Annotated in this window: 14 protein-coding genes and 1 pseudogene; 6 read left to right on the forward strand and 9 right to left on the reverse strand. The window is 70.1% G+C overall.

Annotation, left to right across the window (positions count from 1 at the left end; translation table 11 throughout):
- Positions 1–262 precede the first annotated feature (262 nt).
- Positions 263–1,040 (reverse strand): annotated as a pseudogene (locus tag IO40_RS34455) (GNAT family N-acetyltransferase).
- A gap of 225 nt (positions 1,041–1,265) precedes the next feature.
- Between IO40_RS34455 and IO40_RS34460 the strand changes: the two are divergent.
- Positions 1,266–1,700 (forward strand): hypothetical protein, encoded by a 435-nt coding sequence (locus IO40_RS34460; protein ID WP_016473275.1) that lies wholly within the window; start codon positions 1,266–1,268, stop codon positions 1,698–1,700.
- A gap of 290 nt (positions 1,701–1,990) precedes the next feature.
- On the forward strand, positions 1,991–2,341 hold the full coding sequence (locus tag IO40_RS0132280) for a hypothetical protein (RefSeq protein ID WP_016473276.1): 351 nt from the start codon (positions 1,991–1,993) through the stop codon (positions 2,339–2,341).
- A gap of 51 nt (positions 2,342–2,392) precedes the next feature.
- Here IO40_RS0132280 and IO40_RS0132285 read toward each other — a convergent pair whose 3' ends face one another.
- From IO40_RS0132285 to IO40_RS0132295, 3 genes are all read right to left on the reverse strand, one after another.
- Positions 2,393–3,352: a MerR family transcriptional regulator gene (locus tag IO40_RS0132285; protein WP_031176645.1), complete on the reverse strand. Its 960-nt coding sequence runs from the start codon at positions 3,350–3,352 to the stop codon at positions 2,393–2,395.
- A gap of 154 nt (positions 3,353–3,506) precedes the next feature.
- Positions 3,507–4,214, reverse strand: coding sequence for a TetR/AcrR family transcriptional regulator (locus IO40_RS0132290; RefSeq protein ID WP_016473278.1), 708 nt, complete (start codon positions 4,212–4,214; stop codon positions 3,507–3,509).
- A gap of 163 nt (positions 4,215–4,377) precedes the next feature.
- Positions 4,378–5,337: an NAD-dependent epimerase/dehydratase family protein gene (locus IO40_RS0132295; RefSeq protein WP_016473279.1), complete on the reverse strand. Its 960-nt coding sequence runs from the start codon at positions 5,335–5,337 to the stop codon at positions 4,378–4,380.
- 332 nt (positions 5,338–5,669) lie between these two features.
- Here IO40_RS0132295 and IO40_RS0132300 point away from each other — a divergent pair, with 332 nt between their 5' ends.
- From IO40_RS0132300 to IO40_RS0132310, 3 genes are all read left to right on the forward strand, one after another.
- Positions 5,670–6,053 carry a hypothetical protein gene (locus IO40_RS0132300; RefSeq protein ID WP_031031987.1) on the forward strand — a complete coding sequence of 128 codons (384 nt, stop codon included), beginning with the start codon at positions 5,670–5,672 and terminating at the stop codon, positions 6,051–6,053.
- Positions 6,054–6,216: 163 nt separating this feature from the next.
- The gene (gene arr / locus IO40_RS0132305; protein WP_030409541.1) at positions 6,217–6,627 is read left to right on the forward strand and encodes an NAD(+)--rifampin ADP-ribosyltransferase; all 411 of its coding nucleotides are present in this window, start codon (positions 6,217–6,219) and stop codon (positions 6,625–6,627) included.
- A 199-nt stretch (positions 6,628–6,826) separates the two neighbouring features.
- On the forward strand, positions 6,827–7,567 hold the full coding sequence (locus tag IO40_RS0132310; RefSeq protein ID WP_031176646.1) for a dienelactone hydrolase family protein: 741 nt from the start codon (positions 6,827–6,829) through the stop codon (positions 7,565–7,567).
- A gap of 167 nt (positions 7,568–7,734) precedes the next feature.
- Here the strand turns inward: IO40_RS0132310 and IO40_RS0132315 are convergent, their stop codons facing one another.
- The 3 genes from IO40_RS0132315 to IO40_RS35170 all read right to left on the reverse strand — a co-directional run bounded on the left by IO40_RS0132315 (position 7,735) and on the right by IO40_RS35170 (position 9,957).
- On the reverse strand, positions 7,735–8,382 hold the full coding sequence (locus IO40_RS0132315) for a dihydrofolate reductase family protein (RefSeq protein WP_031031995.1): 648 nt from the start codon (positions 8,380–8,382) through the stop codon (positions 7,735–7,737).
- A gap of 173 nt (positions 8,383–8,555) precedes the next feature.
- A complete protein-coding gene (locus IO40_RS39555) occupies positions 8,556–8,690 on the reverse strand; it encodes a hypothetical protein (protein WP_258775776.1) in 135 nt (44 codons plus the stop codon).
- 298 nt (positions 8,691–8,988) lie between these two features.
- The gene (locus IO40_RS35170) at positions 8,989–9,957 is read right to left on the reverse strand and encodes a hypothetical protein (RefSeq protein ID WP_051719355.1); all 969 of its coding nucleotides are present in this window, start codon (positions 9,955–9,957) and stop codon (positions 8,989–8,991) included.
- A 341-nt stretch (positions 9,958–10,298) separates the two neighbouring features.
- Here IO40_RS35170 and IO40_RS0132330 point away from each other — a divergent pair, with 341 nt between their 5' ends.
- Entirely contained in the window at positions 10,299–11,192 is an 894-nt protein-coding gene (locus tag IO40_RS0132330) for a quinone oxidoreductase family protein (RefSeq protein ID WP_234315715.1), read from the forward strand.
- Between the two features lie 67 nt (positions 11,193–11,259).
- Here IO40_RS0132330 and IO40_RS0132335 read toward each other — a convergent pair whose 3' ends face one another.
- Both IO40_RS0132335 and IO40_RS0132340 read right to left on the reverse strand, forming a co-directional pair.
- Positions 11,260–13,272, reverse strand: coding sequence for an SPFH domain-containing protein (locus IO40_RS0132335; protein ID WP_234336621.1), 2,013 nt, complete (start codon positions 13,270–13,272; stop codon positions 11,260–11,262).
- 22 nt (positions 13,273–13,294) lie between these two features.
- Complete coding sequence (locus tag IO40_RS0132340; RefSeq protein ID WP_262070666.1) at positions 13,295–14,719, reverse strand: TIR domain-containing protein; 1,425 nt, start codon at positions 14,717–14,719, stop codon at positions 13,295–13,297.
- Positions 14,720–14,839 lie beyond the last annotated feature (120 nt).

Below are 14,839 nucleotides of genomic sequence, written 5' to 3' on the forward strand. Positions count from 1 at the left end.
GCATTCGACCTCCTCATGGGCAGCGAGGTGGCACCCCGCCGCGAATTCATCAGCTCCTCCGCCGCCACCCTCGACCGCTCCCGCATCGACGTATGACCTACGGGCACGCGGCCAACGCCTCACGGGGCGACCGGGCGTGACGCACTGCCGGGCCGGCGAACGCGATTCCAGCGCGATGCGCACCGCCGCGGCCACGTTCACCGCCGGCACGCGGAACCCCGATCGACCGGACTCCCGGCACCGAGCCGAAGGCCGGCCGGGCTCAGGGTGACCAGACATACGGTGTCGTCGTAGTCACGGCGTGCAGGCCGAGGCGGGTGAGGATCGGTGCGCTGTCGGCCGAGGCGTCGACGTAGACGTAGGGGACACCACGGGCGGCGGCGAGCTGGGCTCGGTGGGCGACCATGGCCCGGTAGATGCCCCGTCCGCGCCACTCCGCGAGCGTCGAGCCGCCCCAGAGGCCGGCGAAGTCGAGGCCGTCGTTGAACACCAGCCATGCGGCGCAGACAACTTCACCGCACGCCTCGGCGACGAGGACGCAAATGTTCTCCGGGGCGCTGCCGACCCGGGAGGCCAGGTCGTCGGCGAGCCAACTGCGGTCCTCACCCCAGACGGTGCTCTCCATGGCGGCGACGCGCCGGAGGTCTGCTGTAGTGGTGACACGGCGGAGAGTCACGCCGTCGGGGAGGACAGGGCAGGCGGCAAGGTCTGCGGACCGTCCGATGAGCACGGTCTCGCTGTCCTCGGCGACGAACCCGGCCGCGGTGAGCCGGTCAGTGAGATCGGCAGGAAGGTCATGGGCGCGTGTCTTCCACTCGACCGGCTCGCCGCGGGCGGTCACGCTGCCGGGCAATGAGCGTGTCGAGTGCCGCCCCGCGTACGCCGAGGTCGCGTGGGCCCGTGACGAAGCCACGGTGCCAGCCGACGACACGTGTCAACGGACCGTCCTTCTCGATGCGAGCGCTGCCGCCAGGCGGGGTGACGCCGCGGAGTTGGGCATCGTACGCGGTGCGGAGTTCGTCGATGAGAGTGCCTTCCACTCGAACACCGTATGGGCCGGGTCAAGTGATTCGGTGGCGGCCCGGAAACGACGGTGGTGGCCAGGGAGGTTCCGACCCCCCTGGGCTGACCGCGCGGGTCAGGAGAGTGCGGTCATTTCGGCTAGGACCGAAATGTCTTCCGGGTCCGATGCGTCGCCCCTACGGTGCGATGTGGTCCGGTGACGCGTGAGCAGCGCACCGGATGAACCCATGAAAGGGGGAACGATGAAACACGTCACCAGCCGTACCCGGCTCCGTCGCACCGCCCTCGTCACAGGAGCTCTGCTCGCCATGGCCACGGCCGCCGGCACGGCTCAGGCCACCACCTCGACCACCAACACCACCACCCAGTCCGCCACTTCCGCCGCAGCGAAGCAGAGTTCGGGCGCCCGCATCACGGCGGCGCCCGCCAGCTGCCCGAAGTACTACTTCTGCGGCTACGCGGGCGCGAACTACACGAACCTGGTGTTCAAGTTCAAGGACTGCTACTTACAGGGCATCGCGGCCAGGACCGGCGGTTCCTGGTACAACAACCAGTCCAACGGCACCAAGGCCAGGATGTACAACGCCAACAAGCAGCTCGTGTACACGACACCGGGCGCACCCTACGGCGACCCGCACGGCAACTGGGCGGGCATCCGCTACATCGACGCCTGCTGACCGGCTGCGTCGGCTGAGACCGTGCACCGGGGCCTCAGCCGGCACCGGATCCGCGACGCGCTGCCCGCGCCCCCCCCGGAGCCCGCCGCCGGCGAGTCCGGCGCGCAGGAGCCACCGGGGCCGACGCGGCGGCCGACCGGACGCGGGACGGGGCAGCGCCCCAGCGGGGACCACACCTCCCCGCTGGGGCGCATTCGAGGCCGGAGCCCACGAGGCCGGACCGGGCGGGACGGCCCGCTCAGGGGCTGCCCGGTGTCTCATGTCCGGTGCATGGGGGATAAGTTGCCCGCATGTCTTCTGCACTTGTCGTCGGTTACGATCCGCAAGCGATACCCGGTGTCGACGGAGAGGCTCTTCGCGCGGCGCTCGATGCGGAACTGGCCCGGTTCGGCGAGCACGGCATCGATGCGGACGTGGCGCTGGTCGTATGCGACGCATCGGCCGAGTCCGCCCTCGTCGCAGCTTTGGCCAGGCAGCCCTGGGACGTCGTGGTCGTCGGCGGGGGGCTCCGCAAGAACGAGGAGCTGCTTCCGTTCTTCGAACGCATCATGAATCTCATCCACCGCCATGCGCCCCAGGCCTCCATCGCCTTCAACACCGGCATCGGGGACAGCGTGGAGGCGGCACAGCGGTGGCTGTGAACACCGGCTGCGCGGCCACACGCTGAGCCACAGCGGCCCCTGGAGCTCGGCTCAGCACAAGCGGTTGGCGCCGAGCCAGGCCAGCACCTGCCCGGCGTGCTGGTCCGGCGGGAAGACCGGGTAGAAGACGTGCTCGATCACCCCGTCCCGCACGATCAGTGTGAGCCGCTTGTACAGCGTCAGCCCGCCGGCGGTGAACGTGGGCAGGTCCAGCGCCTCGGCCAGGCCCCGTCCGGGGTCGGACAGCATCCCGAACGGCAGGTGGAGGCGTTCGGTGACCTCGCGCTGATAGTCGCTGTCCTGGCTGGAGAGGCCGTACACCCGGGCCGCGCCGGCCGCGAGCAGCTCCTGATGGTGGTCGCGGAAGCCGCATGCCTCGGGCGTGCAGCCGCGGGCGCCGGGGATGGAGTCCCAGCCCTCGGGCAGGTCGGTGCCGGGCCGTCCCGTCAGCGGGTAGACGTAGAGCACCGTGCGGCCGGCGCCCAGCGCGTCGAGGCGGACCGTGGCGCCGTCGGTGGCGTGGAGTTCCAGGTGCGGCATCTTGGTGCCGGGCAGGTGGGCGGCGGCGCCGTCGTCCTCGGGGACGGGCAGGTCGGCGGGCAGGCTCGTGTAGTCGGTCATCGGTTCCCCTCCGTCGGTCGGCGGCGAGAGACGGCTGTTGCGATGGGCGGCCTCCTGCAGATGCGCCGCGAGCACCGCACGGCGGGCGACGAGTCCTTCGATCCGCTTCGTGAGCTCGTCGATGGCGTCCCGGTAACCGGCCAGTGCGGCCGGGCAGTCGTCCGCGTGCCGGTGACCCAGGGCCAGGCACTCCAGAAACGGCCGTGTCGCCTCGACGGGGATGCCGAGGCGGCTCAGCGCCCGGATTTCCCGGATGAGCCGGACGTCGTGCTCGTCGTAGTCCCGGTAGCCGTTGGCCAGCCGTACCGGCGTGAGCAGCCCCAACGACTCGTAGTAGCGCACCGCCTTGGTCGTCACACCCGCTCGCCGGGCCAGCTCACCGATCCGCATGCCTCTCACCTCGAAGAACGCTAAACCTTGCCCGTGAGGGTAAGGTCAAGCGCTCTGCCGCAAGACGCGTGTGCGGCCCGCCCGAGGGTTGCGGCGGGGCTGCCCACTCCCAGGTGACGCGGTACCGCACTGGGGGAGGGGAGCGCCCAGGCGGTCAGGGAAGCTGGAAGGTGTCGGCCAGGAGCGACGTCTGGACATCGAGCAGGGTGGCGGGATCGTGGCCCATGCCGGTGAACTGGCCGGTGATCTCCAGGCTGACCGCGCCGTGCATCTGCGGCCACGTCATGACGGCGCCGGTGAGCGCGACGGCCGCGGCAGGTTCGGCGGCCGGCACACCCGTCCATTCCTCGACCCAGCCCGCCACCTCGGGCTGTGCGTCCAGCCATCCCCGCATCTGTGCGAGGAGCGGATCCACGGAGACCAGAGGCCGCCCCCGGGTGTAGACGGCCAGGAAGGGACCGAGGACAGAGCGCGCCTTCGCGACGGTCTCGGCCGGCGCCGTGAAGCCCGCCACCGGGGTGCCCTGGATGAGCAGGTACAGGTGCGGCTGGGCCACGGCCCACGCGCGGTAGGCGCTGGTCAGGGCGTGGAGAGCCACCCGCCCGCCCTCTTCGGTGTCAACCGCCCGGACGGCTTCGGCAGCGCCCTGGTACGCGTCGAGCACCAGCTCCGCCAGCAGGTCGTCGCGGCTGGCGAAGTAGCGGTAGAGCGCCGGGCCGGACATCCCGATCTCCTTCGCGATCCGCAGGAGCGCCACGCCCTCGATGCCGCCGGTGGCGAGCTGCCGTACGGCGGCTTCCTTGATCTCCGAGCGGGTCTGTTCCCGGTACCGCGCCCGCGGGCTGTTCACGCGAGCTGCCATTCCCGCCTCCTGTCGCCCTGGCCGTGCCTGTGACCGTATCGTCCGGTCCCTAACGTGTGCGTCAGTGTATCGCGATCGTGACAGTATGAAGCCCTCTCCCCGGCAGCCCTCTCCCCGGCCTCCGCCGGGGAGAGGGCTGCCGGGTCCGTGCGGTCTGCCGGGGTCAGCCCTTCGCCTGGGAGGCGAGGAAGCCCCGGTACCACTCCAGCGTCTCCTTCAGCGTCGTCTCCACCGGGGTGGGCTGGAGGCCGAACTCCTGCTGCATGGCGGTGGAGTCCATGATCTGCGGCTCGGTGTGCTGGTAGAACAGCTCGGCGTAGGAGTTCATGAACGTCTCGTCGAACGGCCCGAAGGCATGCGGCTCGTTCATCGTTACCGTCCGGAGCGGGCGGCCCACCAGGTCGCCCAGCATGGTGAAGATCTCACGCGTGGTGCGGGCGGGGGCGGTGGGCAGGTGCCAGACGCGGCCGTCTCCCGAGGGGGTCTCGCCGAGCGTGGCCAGGCCCCGGGCGACATCGAGGATGTTGGTGTAGCTGTGCTCGAGGTCGATGTTCCCGAGGGCCAGGACCTCGCCGCCGGTGAGTGCGGCCGGGAAGACGGCCCCGCCCAGCGTGGAGTTCAGCACCCGGGGCCCGACGAAGTCCGCCGAGCGGCCCAGCACGACCTTCACGCGGCCCTCCTTGTGCGCGGCGAGGTAGTTCTCGTCGAGCTGGGCACGCATCCGGCCCTTCGCCGTGGCCGCCCGCCACGGGGTGTCCTCCGTCATCACCTCGCCGTGCGTCTCGCCGTACGGGTACAGCGTGTCCAGCACGACCAGACGCGCACCGGTACGCGCCACCGCGCCCAGAACCGCCTCCTGGATGCCCGGCATGACGTCCACCTGCAGGTGATAGGCGACGTTGACGCAGTGGTACACGACGTCCGCGCCCTCGATCGCGGCGAGCGCCCCCTCCACCGTGCCGACGTCCCCGGCGACGCGCTCGATCCCGTCCAGCGGCTCCCCTGAAGCGGCGCGGTCGACCAGCCGGACGGCATGCCCGCGATGCGCGAGCTCCAAGGCGACGGAGGTGCCTGCGGGGCCGGCCCCCAGAACGGTGTGGAGTGAGCCCTGTACTGCAGCCATGACGTGATCCCTTCAGCAAGGCGAGGCGGAAGGCCTCCGCCGTTATGAACGAGCGCTTACGTTATACACCGTAACGAAAACTTCTGACTATCGCCAAGTGTGAAGGGCTGGCAGCCGGAGCACGCTGCCCGGCCCGGCGAGACGGCTGCTGAGGCAGTGCGGGAGCGATCCTGTCGGGGCATCGGTCTGGGGGAGGGGTGACGGAGCACGCATGCTTCCGGCCTTGCGAGCCGGTTGTTGACCGGTATGCGCCTGGGCGGTTGTGGCGGCCTGTCCGAGGATTCGGGAGTGCGCCGTGCAAGCCGGAATGTCCCAGGACGAAGGAGCTTGGCATGAAAACGGTACGTACCCTCGGAGCCGTGGCGATGACTCTGGTCATGGCCGGCGGGGTGTCCGTCGCGGTACAGGCGACAGCCGTCGCCTCGTCCGACGCCGGAGCCGTGAGAGCGGCGGCGGACACCTGCTCATACCCGTATGTCTGTTTCTTCAAGAACGGTGTGAAGATCGGCCAGTTCCAGGACGTCACCAGTACGTGGCAGAACCTGCCGTCCAAGCCGTCCGGCCCGGGCCTGGTGGTCCAGAACACCCGCAACGACGATGTTGCCTACATCCGCTGGTCCGGGGGCGCCACGACCTGCATACCCCCGAAGTCGAGCTTCACCGTCTCCGGCGGAACCCTGACGGGAGTACGGATCTCCAGCGCCGCCACCTGCTGAACAGTGGCCGCGGCGCCGCGCGGCCCGCTGCAACCCGCGCAGGCCCGGGTCCGGCTGGTGCGCGCGGACGAACGTGCCGCGAGCCGGCGGCCCGAATGGGCTCCGCGCCGCGTGCTTCCCCGCCCGGGCCTCCCCGTTACGGCTCGGGCGGTAGGCTGTTCGGATGGGCGAAACGCTGGACAGTGGGCCGTTCTATCACGGTACGAAGGCGGACCTGCGGGTCGGAGATCTGCTGACCGCCGGATTCCGCTCCAACTACCGGCCGGAAATCGTCATGAACCACATCTACTTCACCGCGCTTCGTGACGGTGCCGGCCTCGCGGCCCAGCTCGCCGCCGGAGACGGCGAGCCGCGGGTGTACCGGGTCGAGCCGACCGGGGAATTCGAGAACGACCCGAACGTCACCGACAAGAAGTTCCCCGGCAATCCCACCCGCTCCTACCGCAGCAAGGAACCGCTCCGCATCGTCGCCGAGGTCGACGACTGGATGCGGCAGACCCCCGACGCGATCCGGGCCTGGCGGGAACGTCTCGCCGGGATGCGCGCGGACGGGCAGGCCGAGATCATCAACTAGGCGGTGGGCCGGGGCGGATGCCGGTTCCTGCCCTCGAAGACCGGCCCGACCGGTCTGCTAGCCTTCCCCAGGCCGTGCCGGAGAACGAGGAGGTGGTACCCGTGAACGTATCGACGTGGGTGCTCTCCTCCAGGGCCACGGTCGGGCGATAGGTCGTCGCCCGGGAGCGCCGTTCTGTGCACTCCCGAAAGGCACGACCATGCATGTCCTTTCCGAACAGCACCTCGGCGACGGTGTCGTGGAGCGTGAATTCATCCTCGGAGAGATCCCCGGCATCCTGTGGACGCCTGAAGCAGCATCGGCGTCCGCACCTGTGCCCCTCATCCTCCTCAGCCCTCCTCCGCTCGGGCTGCGCACGACGTACCCACGGCTGCTCGCCCGGGCCCGGCGCTCCGCGGCGGACGGTTTCGCCACGCTCACCATCGAGCTTCCCGGTAGCGGCGACCGGCCCCGCCTGCCCGCCGCCGAGGAGGCTCATGTCGGTCTGCGCCGGGCCATGGCGGCGGGCGAGCCGGTCAGCGACGAGATCATCGACGCCCTCGTCCTCCCCCTGGTCGACAAGTCGGTACCGGAATGGCAGGCCGTCCTGGACGCCTCCCTCGCACTGCCGGAGATTGGCGGCCCGGTCGGGTATTCCGGGGGAGTGATCGCCATCGGGACCCGGCTGGCGGTGGTCGAGCCGCGCATCTCGGCTGCTGTTCTTTTCGCCGGCAGTTTCGTCCCTCGCAGCACGCTCGAAGAGGCCCGCCGGGTCACCATCCCTCTGCATGTCCTGCTGCAGTGGGACGACGAGGGCAACGACCGACGGGCGGCCCTGGACCTGTTCGACGCTTTCGGCTCCAGGGAGAAGACGCTGAACGCCAATATGGGCGGGCACACCGGCGTCCCGCAGTTCGCGGCCGACGCCGCGGCCCGGTTCTTCACCCGGCATCTGCGCTAGCCGGCCAGTCCCCGCCGCCGGACCGGTGCACGGCGGGCCGCGACGCGCGATGCCGACCGGGCTGAGGGCCTGATCCACCGTGCCACCACCACCGCTTACGGCAGTGGTGGTGGCACGCACGCAGACATCGGATTCCGGCCCGGTGGAGGAAACAGCCCCGGGACCGGTCACTTCCGCCAGAACAGGTGGTGCGTCACGCCACTCGCGCTGGGCACCACTTCGAGGTGGAACCGGTCGAGCAGCTCATCCGGTGAGTCCCACAGCCGCAGTCCGGTCCCCAGCTTCACGGGTGAGACCGCGACATGCATGGTGTCGACGAGGCCGGCGTCCAGGAACTCCCGGACGGTGGTGACCCCGCCGCCCAGCCGGACATCCTTGCCCTGCGCCGCTTCCCGCGCCTGCTCCAGGACGGCGGCGGGGTCGCCGTCGACGAAGTGGAACGTGGTGTCGGAGAGCGTGAACGAAGGGCGCCTGTGGTGGGTCATGACGAACACCGGGGTGTGGAACGGCGGCTCGTCACCCCACCAGCCGCGCCACTCGTGGTCCTTCCACGGCCCGCGCTGGGGCCCGAACTTGTTGCGGCCCATGATCTCCGCGCCGATGTTGTGCGCGAAATCCCGCGTGAAGTAGTCGTCGAGCCCCCGGCTCCCACCGGGATCGGTGCGTCCGGGCCAGCTCGCGGTCGCACCGGCCCAGCCGAGCAGCTCCGCCGGGTCGACGGCGTGGCCGAAGGGACGCTCGAGGCTCTGGTCCTCACCGGCGCCGATCCCATCACTCGAGACGGTGAAGTTCTGCACTCTCAGCAGCTGAGTCATGTTGCTCCTCCTGTGTCGTCGGCAACGGTGGTGAGACTCCCCGAGCCGCGAAAACTCATCGCTGCGTTCCCGGCTGTCACAGACCGGGCCCGTGGGCAGCCGCATGCCGCGAAGTGATCCCGAGGGGCCACGTCAGGCGGTTTCCGGCCGAGTCCGGGAGGTCCGGGAGGCCGTCAGAGCTTCTGCGCTTCCATGCAGGCGTCGTCAGCCCGGACTTGGGGGACGTGGAGGGCGGTGAGTTCCAGGTAGCAGCGGTGCCAGTCTCCTGCGGCGCCCTTCTGGCAGGCCGCGGTGATCTCCGGGGTCACCGGGCCCCATCCGGCAGCCTGCAGCTCGCAGTTCCTCACCGTGGCATGTGCCGCAGGCGCGACGAGAAAGAGCCCACTGGCCACGAGACCGGCAGTGACTGCGGCGGCGGCGAGACGACGGACAGCGCGCACGGGGCACCTCCGGGTGCTGGGTTGTTGTCACGGCGCCCTCATGCATGCCACTGCTGACACGGCCACAACCTGGCCGGTGGGGGCTTGCGGCAGCGTCCGGCGGGCGCGTCGTGCCGTGCTGGTCGGTGGGCAGATGGGCCGCTGCACGGGGGGAGCCCGCCATCGGCTACGGCGCCGGCGATCCGCGGCGCAAGGTGTACTGGTTGAGGGTGTCCGGGTCGCCGATCCAGTAGTAGAGGGTGGGCTGTTCTTCCGTACCCCCGAACTGCCAGCTGATGCCCTCCATACAGCCGCTGACGCCGAGGCCGAGCTGCGGGGTTCCGGAGGGCGAGGTTTCCTGCGCCCACGAGCCGGAGCCACTGCACTGCTCGGGCCTGTCCCCGTCGTACGCAGCCTTTGCGGTGTGGACGTCCAGGCCGTTGGCCACCGCGGTGCCGTCAGCCCGGAGGGTGAGGGTGCCGCCGTGGTCGTCGGTCCACGTGCCGACGAGCTTCGCGGCGGTGAGCCGTGGCGGCTCGTACCCCTGGATCAGGCCGGTTCCGTAGGCCGCCAGACCACCGACGAGAACCACCGCCGACAGCGTCAGCCCGCAGACGAACACCACCCCCGCCAGCGCGAACCGGGCACCGGTGCGGCGCAGGACGGTCACGGCCCGGGTGCACAGGGCGGCGGGGACCAAGCCGAGGAAGGCCGCGACAAGTATCAGCGGGAGCACGGTCCAGCCGCCGCCCAGGAGTACCGTCGGCACCCCGGCGCACACGGCGACGGCCGCGGCGAACGCCCCGCAGACAGCCAGGCACCAGCGCACCGTATCGGTCCGCCCGGTCCTGCGGGCCGACCAGCGCGACAGCTGTACGACCGGCAGGACGGCCGCCGCAGAGCCGAGCAGCCCCGCGAGGCCGAGTATGACCACGGCGACCACGGCCGCGAGGAGATACCCGACGTAGGCCGGGATACCGGCGGCGACATAGTGCTCTTCCCGCAAGCCCGTCAGGAAGTGGACGACCAGCGCGAGCGCGCCCTCCGCCCACAGTGTCACGGCACCGGTCAGCCACGCGGCCGTCCAGCCCGCGCCGCCGACACGCTCCGGCCCCGCTGGGGCCGCTTCCTGCCGCTCCACCGTCCAGCGCGCCATCCCCGCCCCTTCCCTCCCACGTGTGCGTCATCATGCACCTGTCCAGCAGGGTTGTCGCAGCAGGGGTGCCGTAAGCGGCGCGCTCGCACCACCGCATCGACGGGGGCCTTCGTCCTTCGTCGGGCTTCATCACCCGGCGTCCGGGCCTGCGCCAGGCAGCCGGGGTCTGCCCCTGTCCCCGATGCGTGTAATACGCAGGTAGAGGTTTACGGTGTACACGGGGGCCGCAGTGACCGACGCGGGAAGAACGGAGAACTCAGCAGGTGGGCACTTCCTCGAACACATCGCGCGCCCTGATCCTGGAGAAGTTCGGCACTGTGCCGAGGCTCGAGGAGCGGGCCGTGCCAAAGCCGCAGCACGGGCACACCCTCGTCAGGATGGCCGCGGCCACCGTCGCCCACCTGGACCTGAACATCCTCGACGGACAATTCGGCCTCCTGCCCGATCTGCCGTTCACCCCCGGCACCGAGGGCAGCGGCTACGTCGTCGCCTCGGACACCCACCCCGAGGGCGCCCTGGTGCGGGTACGCGGGGAAGGGCTCGGCCTGAGCCGCGACGGTGCCTGGGCCGAGCACGTGCTCGTACCGGACGCCGCCGTGCAGACCATGCCCGAAGGCACCGACCCCGCCCTGGCCTCCATCCACTTCTCGCCGGTCGGTACCGCGTGGGCGGCTGTGCACGCCATCGCCCAGGTGCAGCCGGGGGAGCGGGTACTGGTCACCGGCGCGTCCGGCGCGGTCGGCTCCGTGACCGTTCAGCTCGCGGCGCGCGCCGGCGCCGAGGTGGTCGGCGCGGTCGGGCGTCCGGCGAAGCTGCCGCACGTACCCGGCGTCGCCAAGGCGCTGCCGGCGTCGGATCTGTCCGAGGAGTCGATCGGCGGCAAAGCCGACGTGCTGATCGACACGGTCGGTGGCTCCGTCCTGCGCAACGCCCTCACCCTGGTCCGTCCACGCGGCCGGGCCGCGCTCGTCGGCTACACGGCCGGCCGAGAGCTCACACTGGACCTCGCGGACTTCTTCCTCGCCGACGTCTCCCTCCTGCCGGTCAACATGATCTCCCGCGGTCAGGAGGTCGCCCCCGAGGTGCTGCGCCTGCTGCCGGACCTGTCCTCCGGCTCGCTGTCGCTGCCTTATGAGCGGTACCGGATGGACGCGCTCGGCGAAGCGGTGAAGCGGCTGCGTACGGGCACGGCGGTGGGCAAGATCGTGCTCGACATGGGCGACACCGGAAACTGACCCCCTCCACGGGGCCGGTTTCCGGTTCCCGGCGCGCCTTCCGCCGGGTACGCGCCGCTGCCGCGTCTCATTTCTTCATGCCGTCCTCGTCGGCATCCGTCTCGGGCAGCGAGGGCTGCTCCGTGCTCTCGTTCCCGGCCCCCGGGTCCAGGCCGCGCATCCTCTCCAGCAGCCCTTCGAGACGGGCGATCGGCTGCGTCTCGAGGAACGCCGACAGATCGCCCCCGCTGATGAACTGCGGTACGGGCGCCTGAGTGATCTCCTTCAGCATTCTGAGCACCATGACGTTGTCGAGGCCGAGGGTCTGGATCTCGGCCTGGAGATCCAGAGCCTTGCGCCGCTTCTCCGCCCGCACGCGCACGGTGTCGATCGCGTCCTCTCGTTCGGCGTTGTCCTGCTGCAGTGTGAGCAGTTCGCTCCGCATCTCCTCGTAGGCCGGCTTCTGCAACATCTCGTTCAGGGCCTCGTCCTCCGCGCGGAACTCGCCCAGATGGGTTCCTTTGGATTCCACACCCCACTCCCGGAGTTCGTTCTCCACCAGGGTGGCGAGGTCGAGGCGGGTGTCGCGGTAATTGCGCAGGAATTCCCGCACCGTCAGCGCGTTGGCGATCTGGCTGAAGTACGAGGCGACGATGGCACCCAGCACGCGTTGCACGAAACGCTGGACGGGCAGCCGGTCGTACTGGAGGCCGCCGATTCCCGAGAACTGACCGCCGCCGTTCCTCCTGACCAGTTCGGGAGCGGACGCCGCGGGGATCTGGAGCAGCTGCTTCACGTCCACGAACAGCCGGTATCCCTGCACGGTGGCCGTGATCCGCCCCAGATGCGCGTCATAGTTCGTGAGCGCCTCGCTGGGCGTCTTCTCGTCCCACTCCAGGGTGAGAAGATGCGTCGGGACCAGCATGACGCGGACGAAATACGGGTTCAGCGCACAGACCGTTCCCCCGCTCAGAGTCTCCTCCTGCACACCCCGCCAGCCGCCGTTCGCGAGGAACACCCACGGCAGGCGATATCCCTGATGGCCCGGCACGGACGGTCCCGGCCTGTCGTCCTTCGGCTCCGCGCCGTCGAGCGCGATCACCACGCCGGTCTGGTCGGCGGGAACGGAGATCTCCCGCAGGTGCCAATCCGTCAGTTCACCGCCGCGCGCTGCCACGTTGTGCACGGTGATGACGTCGAACAGGGCCGGATTGATGTCGTAGTAGGCACCGCCGGGGAGAATGGCGAGTTGCTTGCCCTGCTGGCCGCCGCCTTCCAGGAACCGTCCGCCGTCCTGGAAATCGTCGCACTCCACGTACGGGCCGAAGACGGACCCGGGTGGCGGCACCTTGCCGGCCTTCGCGTCGACCAACCCGATGGTGCCTGTCGGAACGTGGACCCGGTCGACCTCCTGGACCTCGAAAAGCTCGGTGTTGATGTAGTAGGACTGCCCGCCGGCCAGCACGCCGACCTGAGTGCCCGCCTCCCCGCCGGCCAGCAGGAATTCCTCGCCGTTCTGGAAGCTGTTGCAGGAAACAGCGCGCGCCAGGGTCCGGCCCGAGGGCCGCCCCCGGCCCTCCTTCGCCGTGACCAGACCGATCTTTCCCTCCGCCACGGTTGTCCGGGGTACGCATTCGACCTGGTGGAGGAACGGCACCCGCCAGTGGCGCCCGGGAAGGAGCGTGCGCGCTTGTACCCCGTGTGTGGCGTACGGGGTGACATGGGGGAATTCCGGATGTGCCCGGCCGTGAAGCCGCCGCACGATACCGACATGCCCAGGTGGCACATACCGGAAGCAGAGCCGGCCGGCGACACCGGCGACCACCAGAGCAAGCAGGACGACGACGATGACCACTGGGCTCATGTGAGCGATCTCCCAACCCGTGACATAGAGCAGAAGAAAGAGAAAGAGGCAGCCTGTTGGCGGATTGGACTGTCCGTTCTCTCTTTTGAGCGTCTCCGCTTTCCGCACGACGTGGCGCGTCACCACCACGGTGCCGAAGACATTGACCGACGCGTGCACATAGAGCGCCAGTTCACGGGAGACGGCCAGGGAACACAGCGCGGCGGCGCACCCCACCAGGTAGATCCCCAGGTCCACCCGACTCGCCCGTCCCATCCGTTCACCTCCCGCTCCCCATGCGCAGGTGCACGGCCAAAACCGTGGAGGTCCACTCGTCGTACCAGTGGCTGAACGGTTCGTTCTGCGGATTGCGCAACGTCGGGTAGTACGCGCTGCGGGGACCGGGCCCTGCCATCTGCGTCAACTCCTGGTAGGAGCGTGGTACCAGCGCGTCCCTGGAGCTGCGCCATCCGCAGGCCACCGACAGCGCGAGAAATTCCGCGTGCCGGTTGCTCCGCACCGCGCACCGTGCCGCCTGGGCACGCCAGCCCTGCCGGCCGTGTGTGTGATCGGCCCATACCCCGTCGACGCGGGCCAGAACCCGGGCCGGGATCCGCTGCACATGGCGCGTGCTCAGCCAGCCCTCGTCCAGACGGCCGGCCGCCTCCAGGACGATGGCGGTGGTCTGGAGATCCGCGTACGCGAAATTGCACTCGGCGAGATAGCTGTCGAGCCGTCCGAGGGAGACGGCCGCCGGCATCCGCACCGCCTCCACCGCGGGCCGCAGGGTTGGTGCCGGGATCACCGCGGACATCGCGTCCGGCGACGCCCCGTTCCGGGAAGCGGCGTCGAGGTCCCGCAGCAGGCCGACCTCGTCCTCGCGCAGCAGCCGGCCGTCCCGGGCATCGACGTACCAGGTGTGCGCCAGAAGGTAGTTGCGCTGTCCTTCCAGCAGGATGGGGAAGAAGGGGCGCTGGTGGTGCATGGCCTCCAGGATCATGCGCGTGACGTCCTCGGACTCCTGTGAGTGCGGTGACATCAGCACGATCACTGCCGTGGCGAAATCCAGCTGCCGCTGGACCGACCAGACGTGGGAGTCCCCCGGCTTCAGATCGGCGACCGACCAGACGGCCAGCCCGGCGCTTCTCAGCTGGACGGCGAGTGCCTGCCCGTACGCCGCGTCGGCCGCGGCGTAGCAGAGCACGACAGCGGGCTGGTCGGGCGGGGTGAGGGGGCGGGGCGGCAGCGGCTGCGCCGCTGCGATGTTGTCCTGGAGCCCAGGCGCGGCGGACCTGCGGGAGCCGTCCGGGGCGGTCTCGCCGCGGACAGCGGCGACGAGTTCGTCGACCTTCTCCTCGTAGCCGGGACCGTCCACGTGTCTAAAGTCCCGCCATACCCGGCTCGCGGTCAGGGGCGGAAGAGGGGCGTCCCCGATCAGTACGGGAATGAGCCGCAGATTCCGCCGCGCCCCGGCCGTGACCCATGCCGCGTACTCCTCACGGGCCCAGGGCGATGTGCGTGAGGCGGGGCTGATGACGACGAGGGCACACGCCACGCTGTCGATGGCGGCTTCGGTGTGATGGACGCCCACATCACCGGGCAGTACGTCCCATTCGTCGAAGACGACATGCAGGCCGCGCCGGCCGAGTCGGGATGCCAACCCCCTCGCCCAGTCGGCGTCCTCGCTGGCATAGGAGACAAACACACTGGTCAGGTGGCATCACTCCGGGGCCGCCGGCGGAGGCGTCCAGGACGCGCTGCCGCGCCTCGGCGACGCCGGCTTTCGCGTCTTCGTAGATCAGGTCGAATTGAGCCTTGTCCGGGT

Origin of the sequence: Streptomyces albus subsp. albus (genome assembly GCF_000725885.1) — a bacterium.
Taxonomy (GTDB): domain Bacteria; phylum Actinomycetota; class Actinomycetes; order Streptomycetales; family Streptomycetaceae; genus Streptomyces; species Streptomyces albus.

Excerpts from the sequence above, each read along its gene's own strand:
- IO40_RS0132290 (WP_016473278.1), bottom strand. The coding sequence starts at position 4,214 with ATGGCAGCTCGCGTGAACAGCCCGCGGGCGCGGTACCGGGAACAGACC.
- IO40_RS0132310 (WP_031176646.1), top strand. The coding sequence starts at position 6,827 with ATGCATGTCCTTTCCGAACAGCACCTCGGCGACGGTGTCGTGGAGCGT.
- IO40_RS0132315 (WP_031031995.1), bottom strand. The coding sequence starts at position 8,382 with ATGACTCAGCTGCTGAGAGTGCAGAACTTCACCGTCTCGAGTGATGGG.
- arr (WP_030409541.1), top strand. The coding sequence starts at position 6,217 with ATGGGCGAAACGCTGGACAGTGGGCCGTTCTATCACGGTACGAAGGCG.
- IO40_RS0132300 (WP_031031987.1), top strand. The coding sequence starts at position 5,670 with ATGAAAACGGTACGTACCCTCGGAGCCGTGGCGATGACTCTGGTCATG.
- IO40_RS35170 (WP_051719355.1), bottom strand. The coding sequence starts at position 9,957 with ATGGCGCGCTGGACGGTGGAGCGGCAGGAAGCGGCCCCAGCGGGGCCG.
- IO40_RS0132295 (WP_016473279.1), bottom strand. The coding sequence starts at position 5,337 with ATGGCTGCAGTACAGGGCTCACTCCACACCGTTCTGGGGGCCGGCCCC.
- IO40_RS0132280 (WP_016473276.1), top strand. The coding sequence starts at position 1,991 with ATGTCTTCTGCACTTGTCGTCGGTTACGATCCGCAAGCGATACCCGGT.
- IO40_RS34460 (WP_016473275.1), top strand. The coding sequence starts at position 1,266 with ATGAAACACGTCACCAGCCGTACCCGGCTCCGTCGCACCGCCCTCGTC.
- IO40_RS0132285 (WP_031176645.1), bottom strand. The coding sequence starts at position 3,352 with ATGCGGATCGGTGAGCTGGCCCGGCGAGCGGGTGTGACGACCAAGGCG.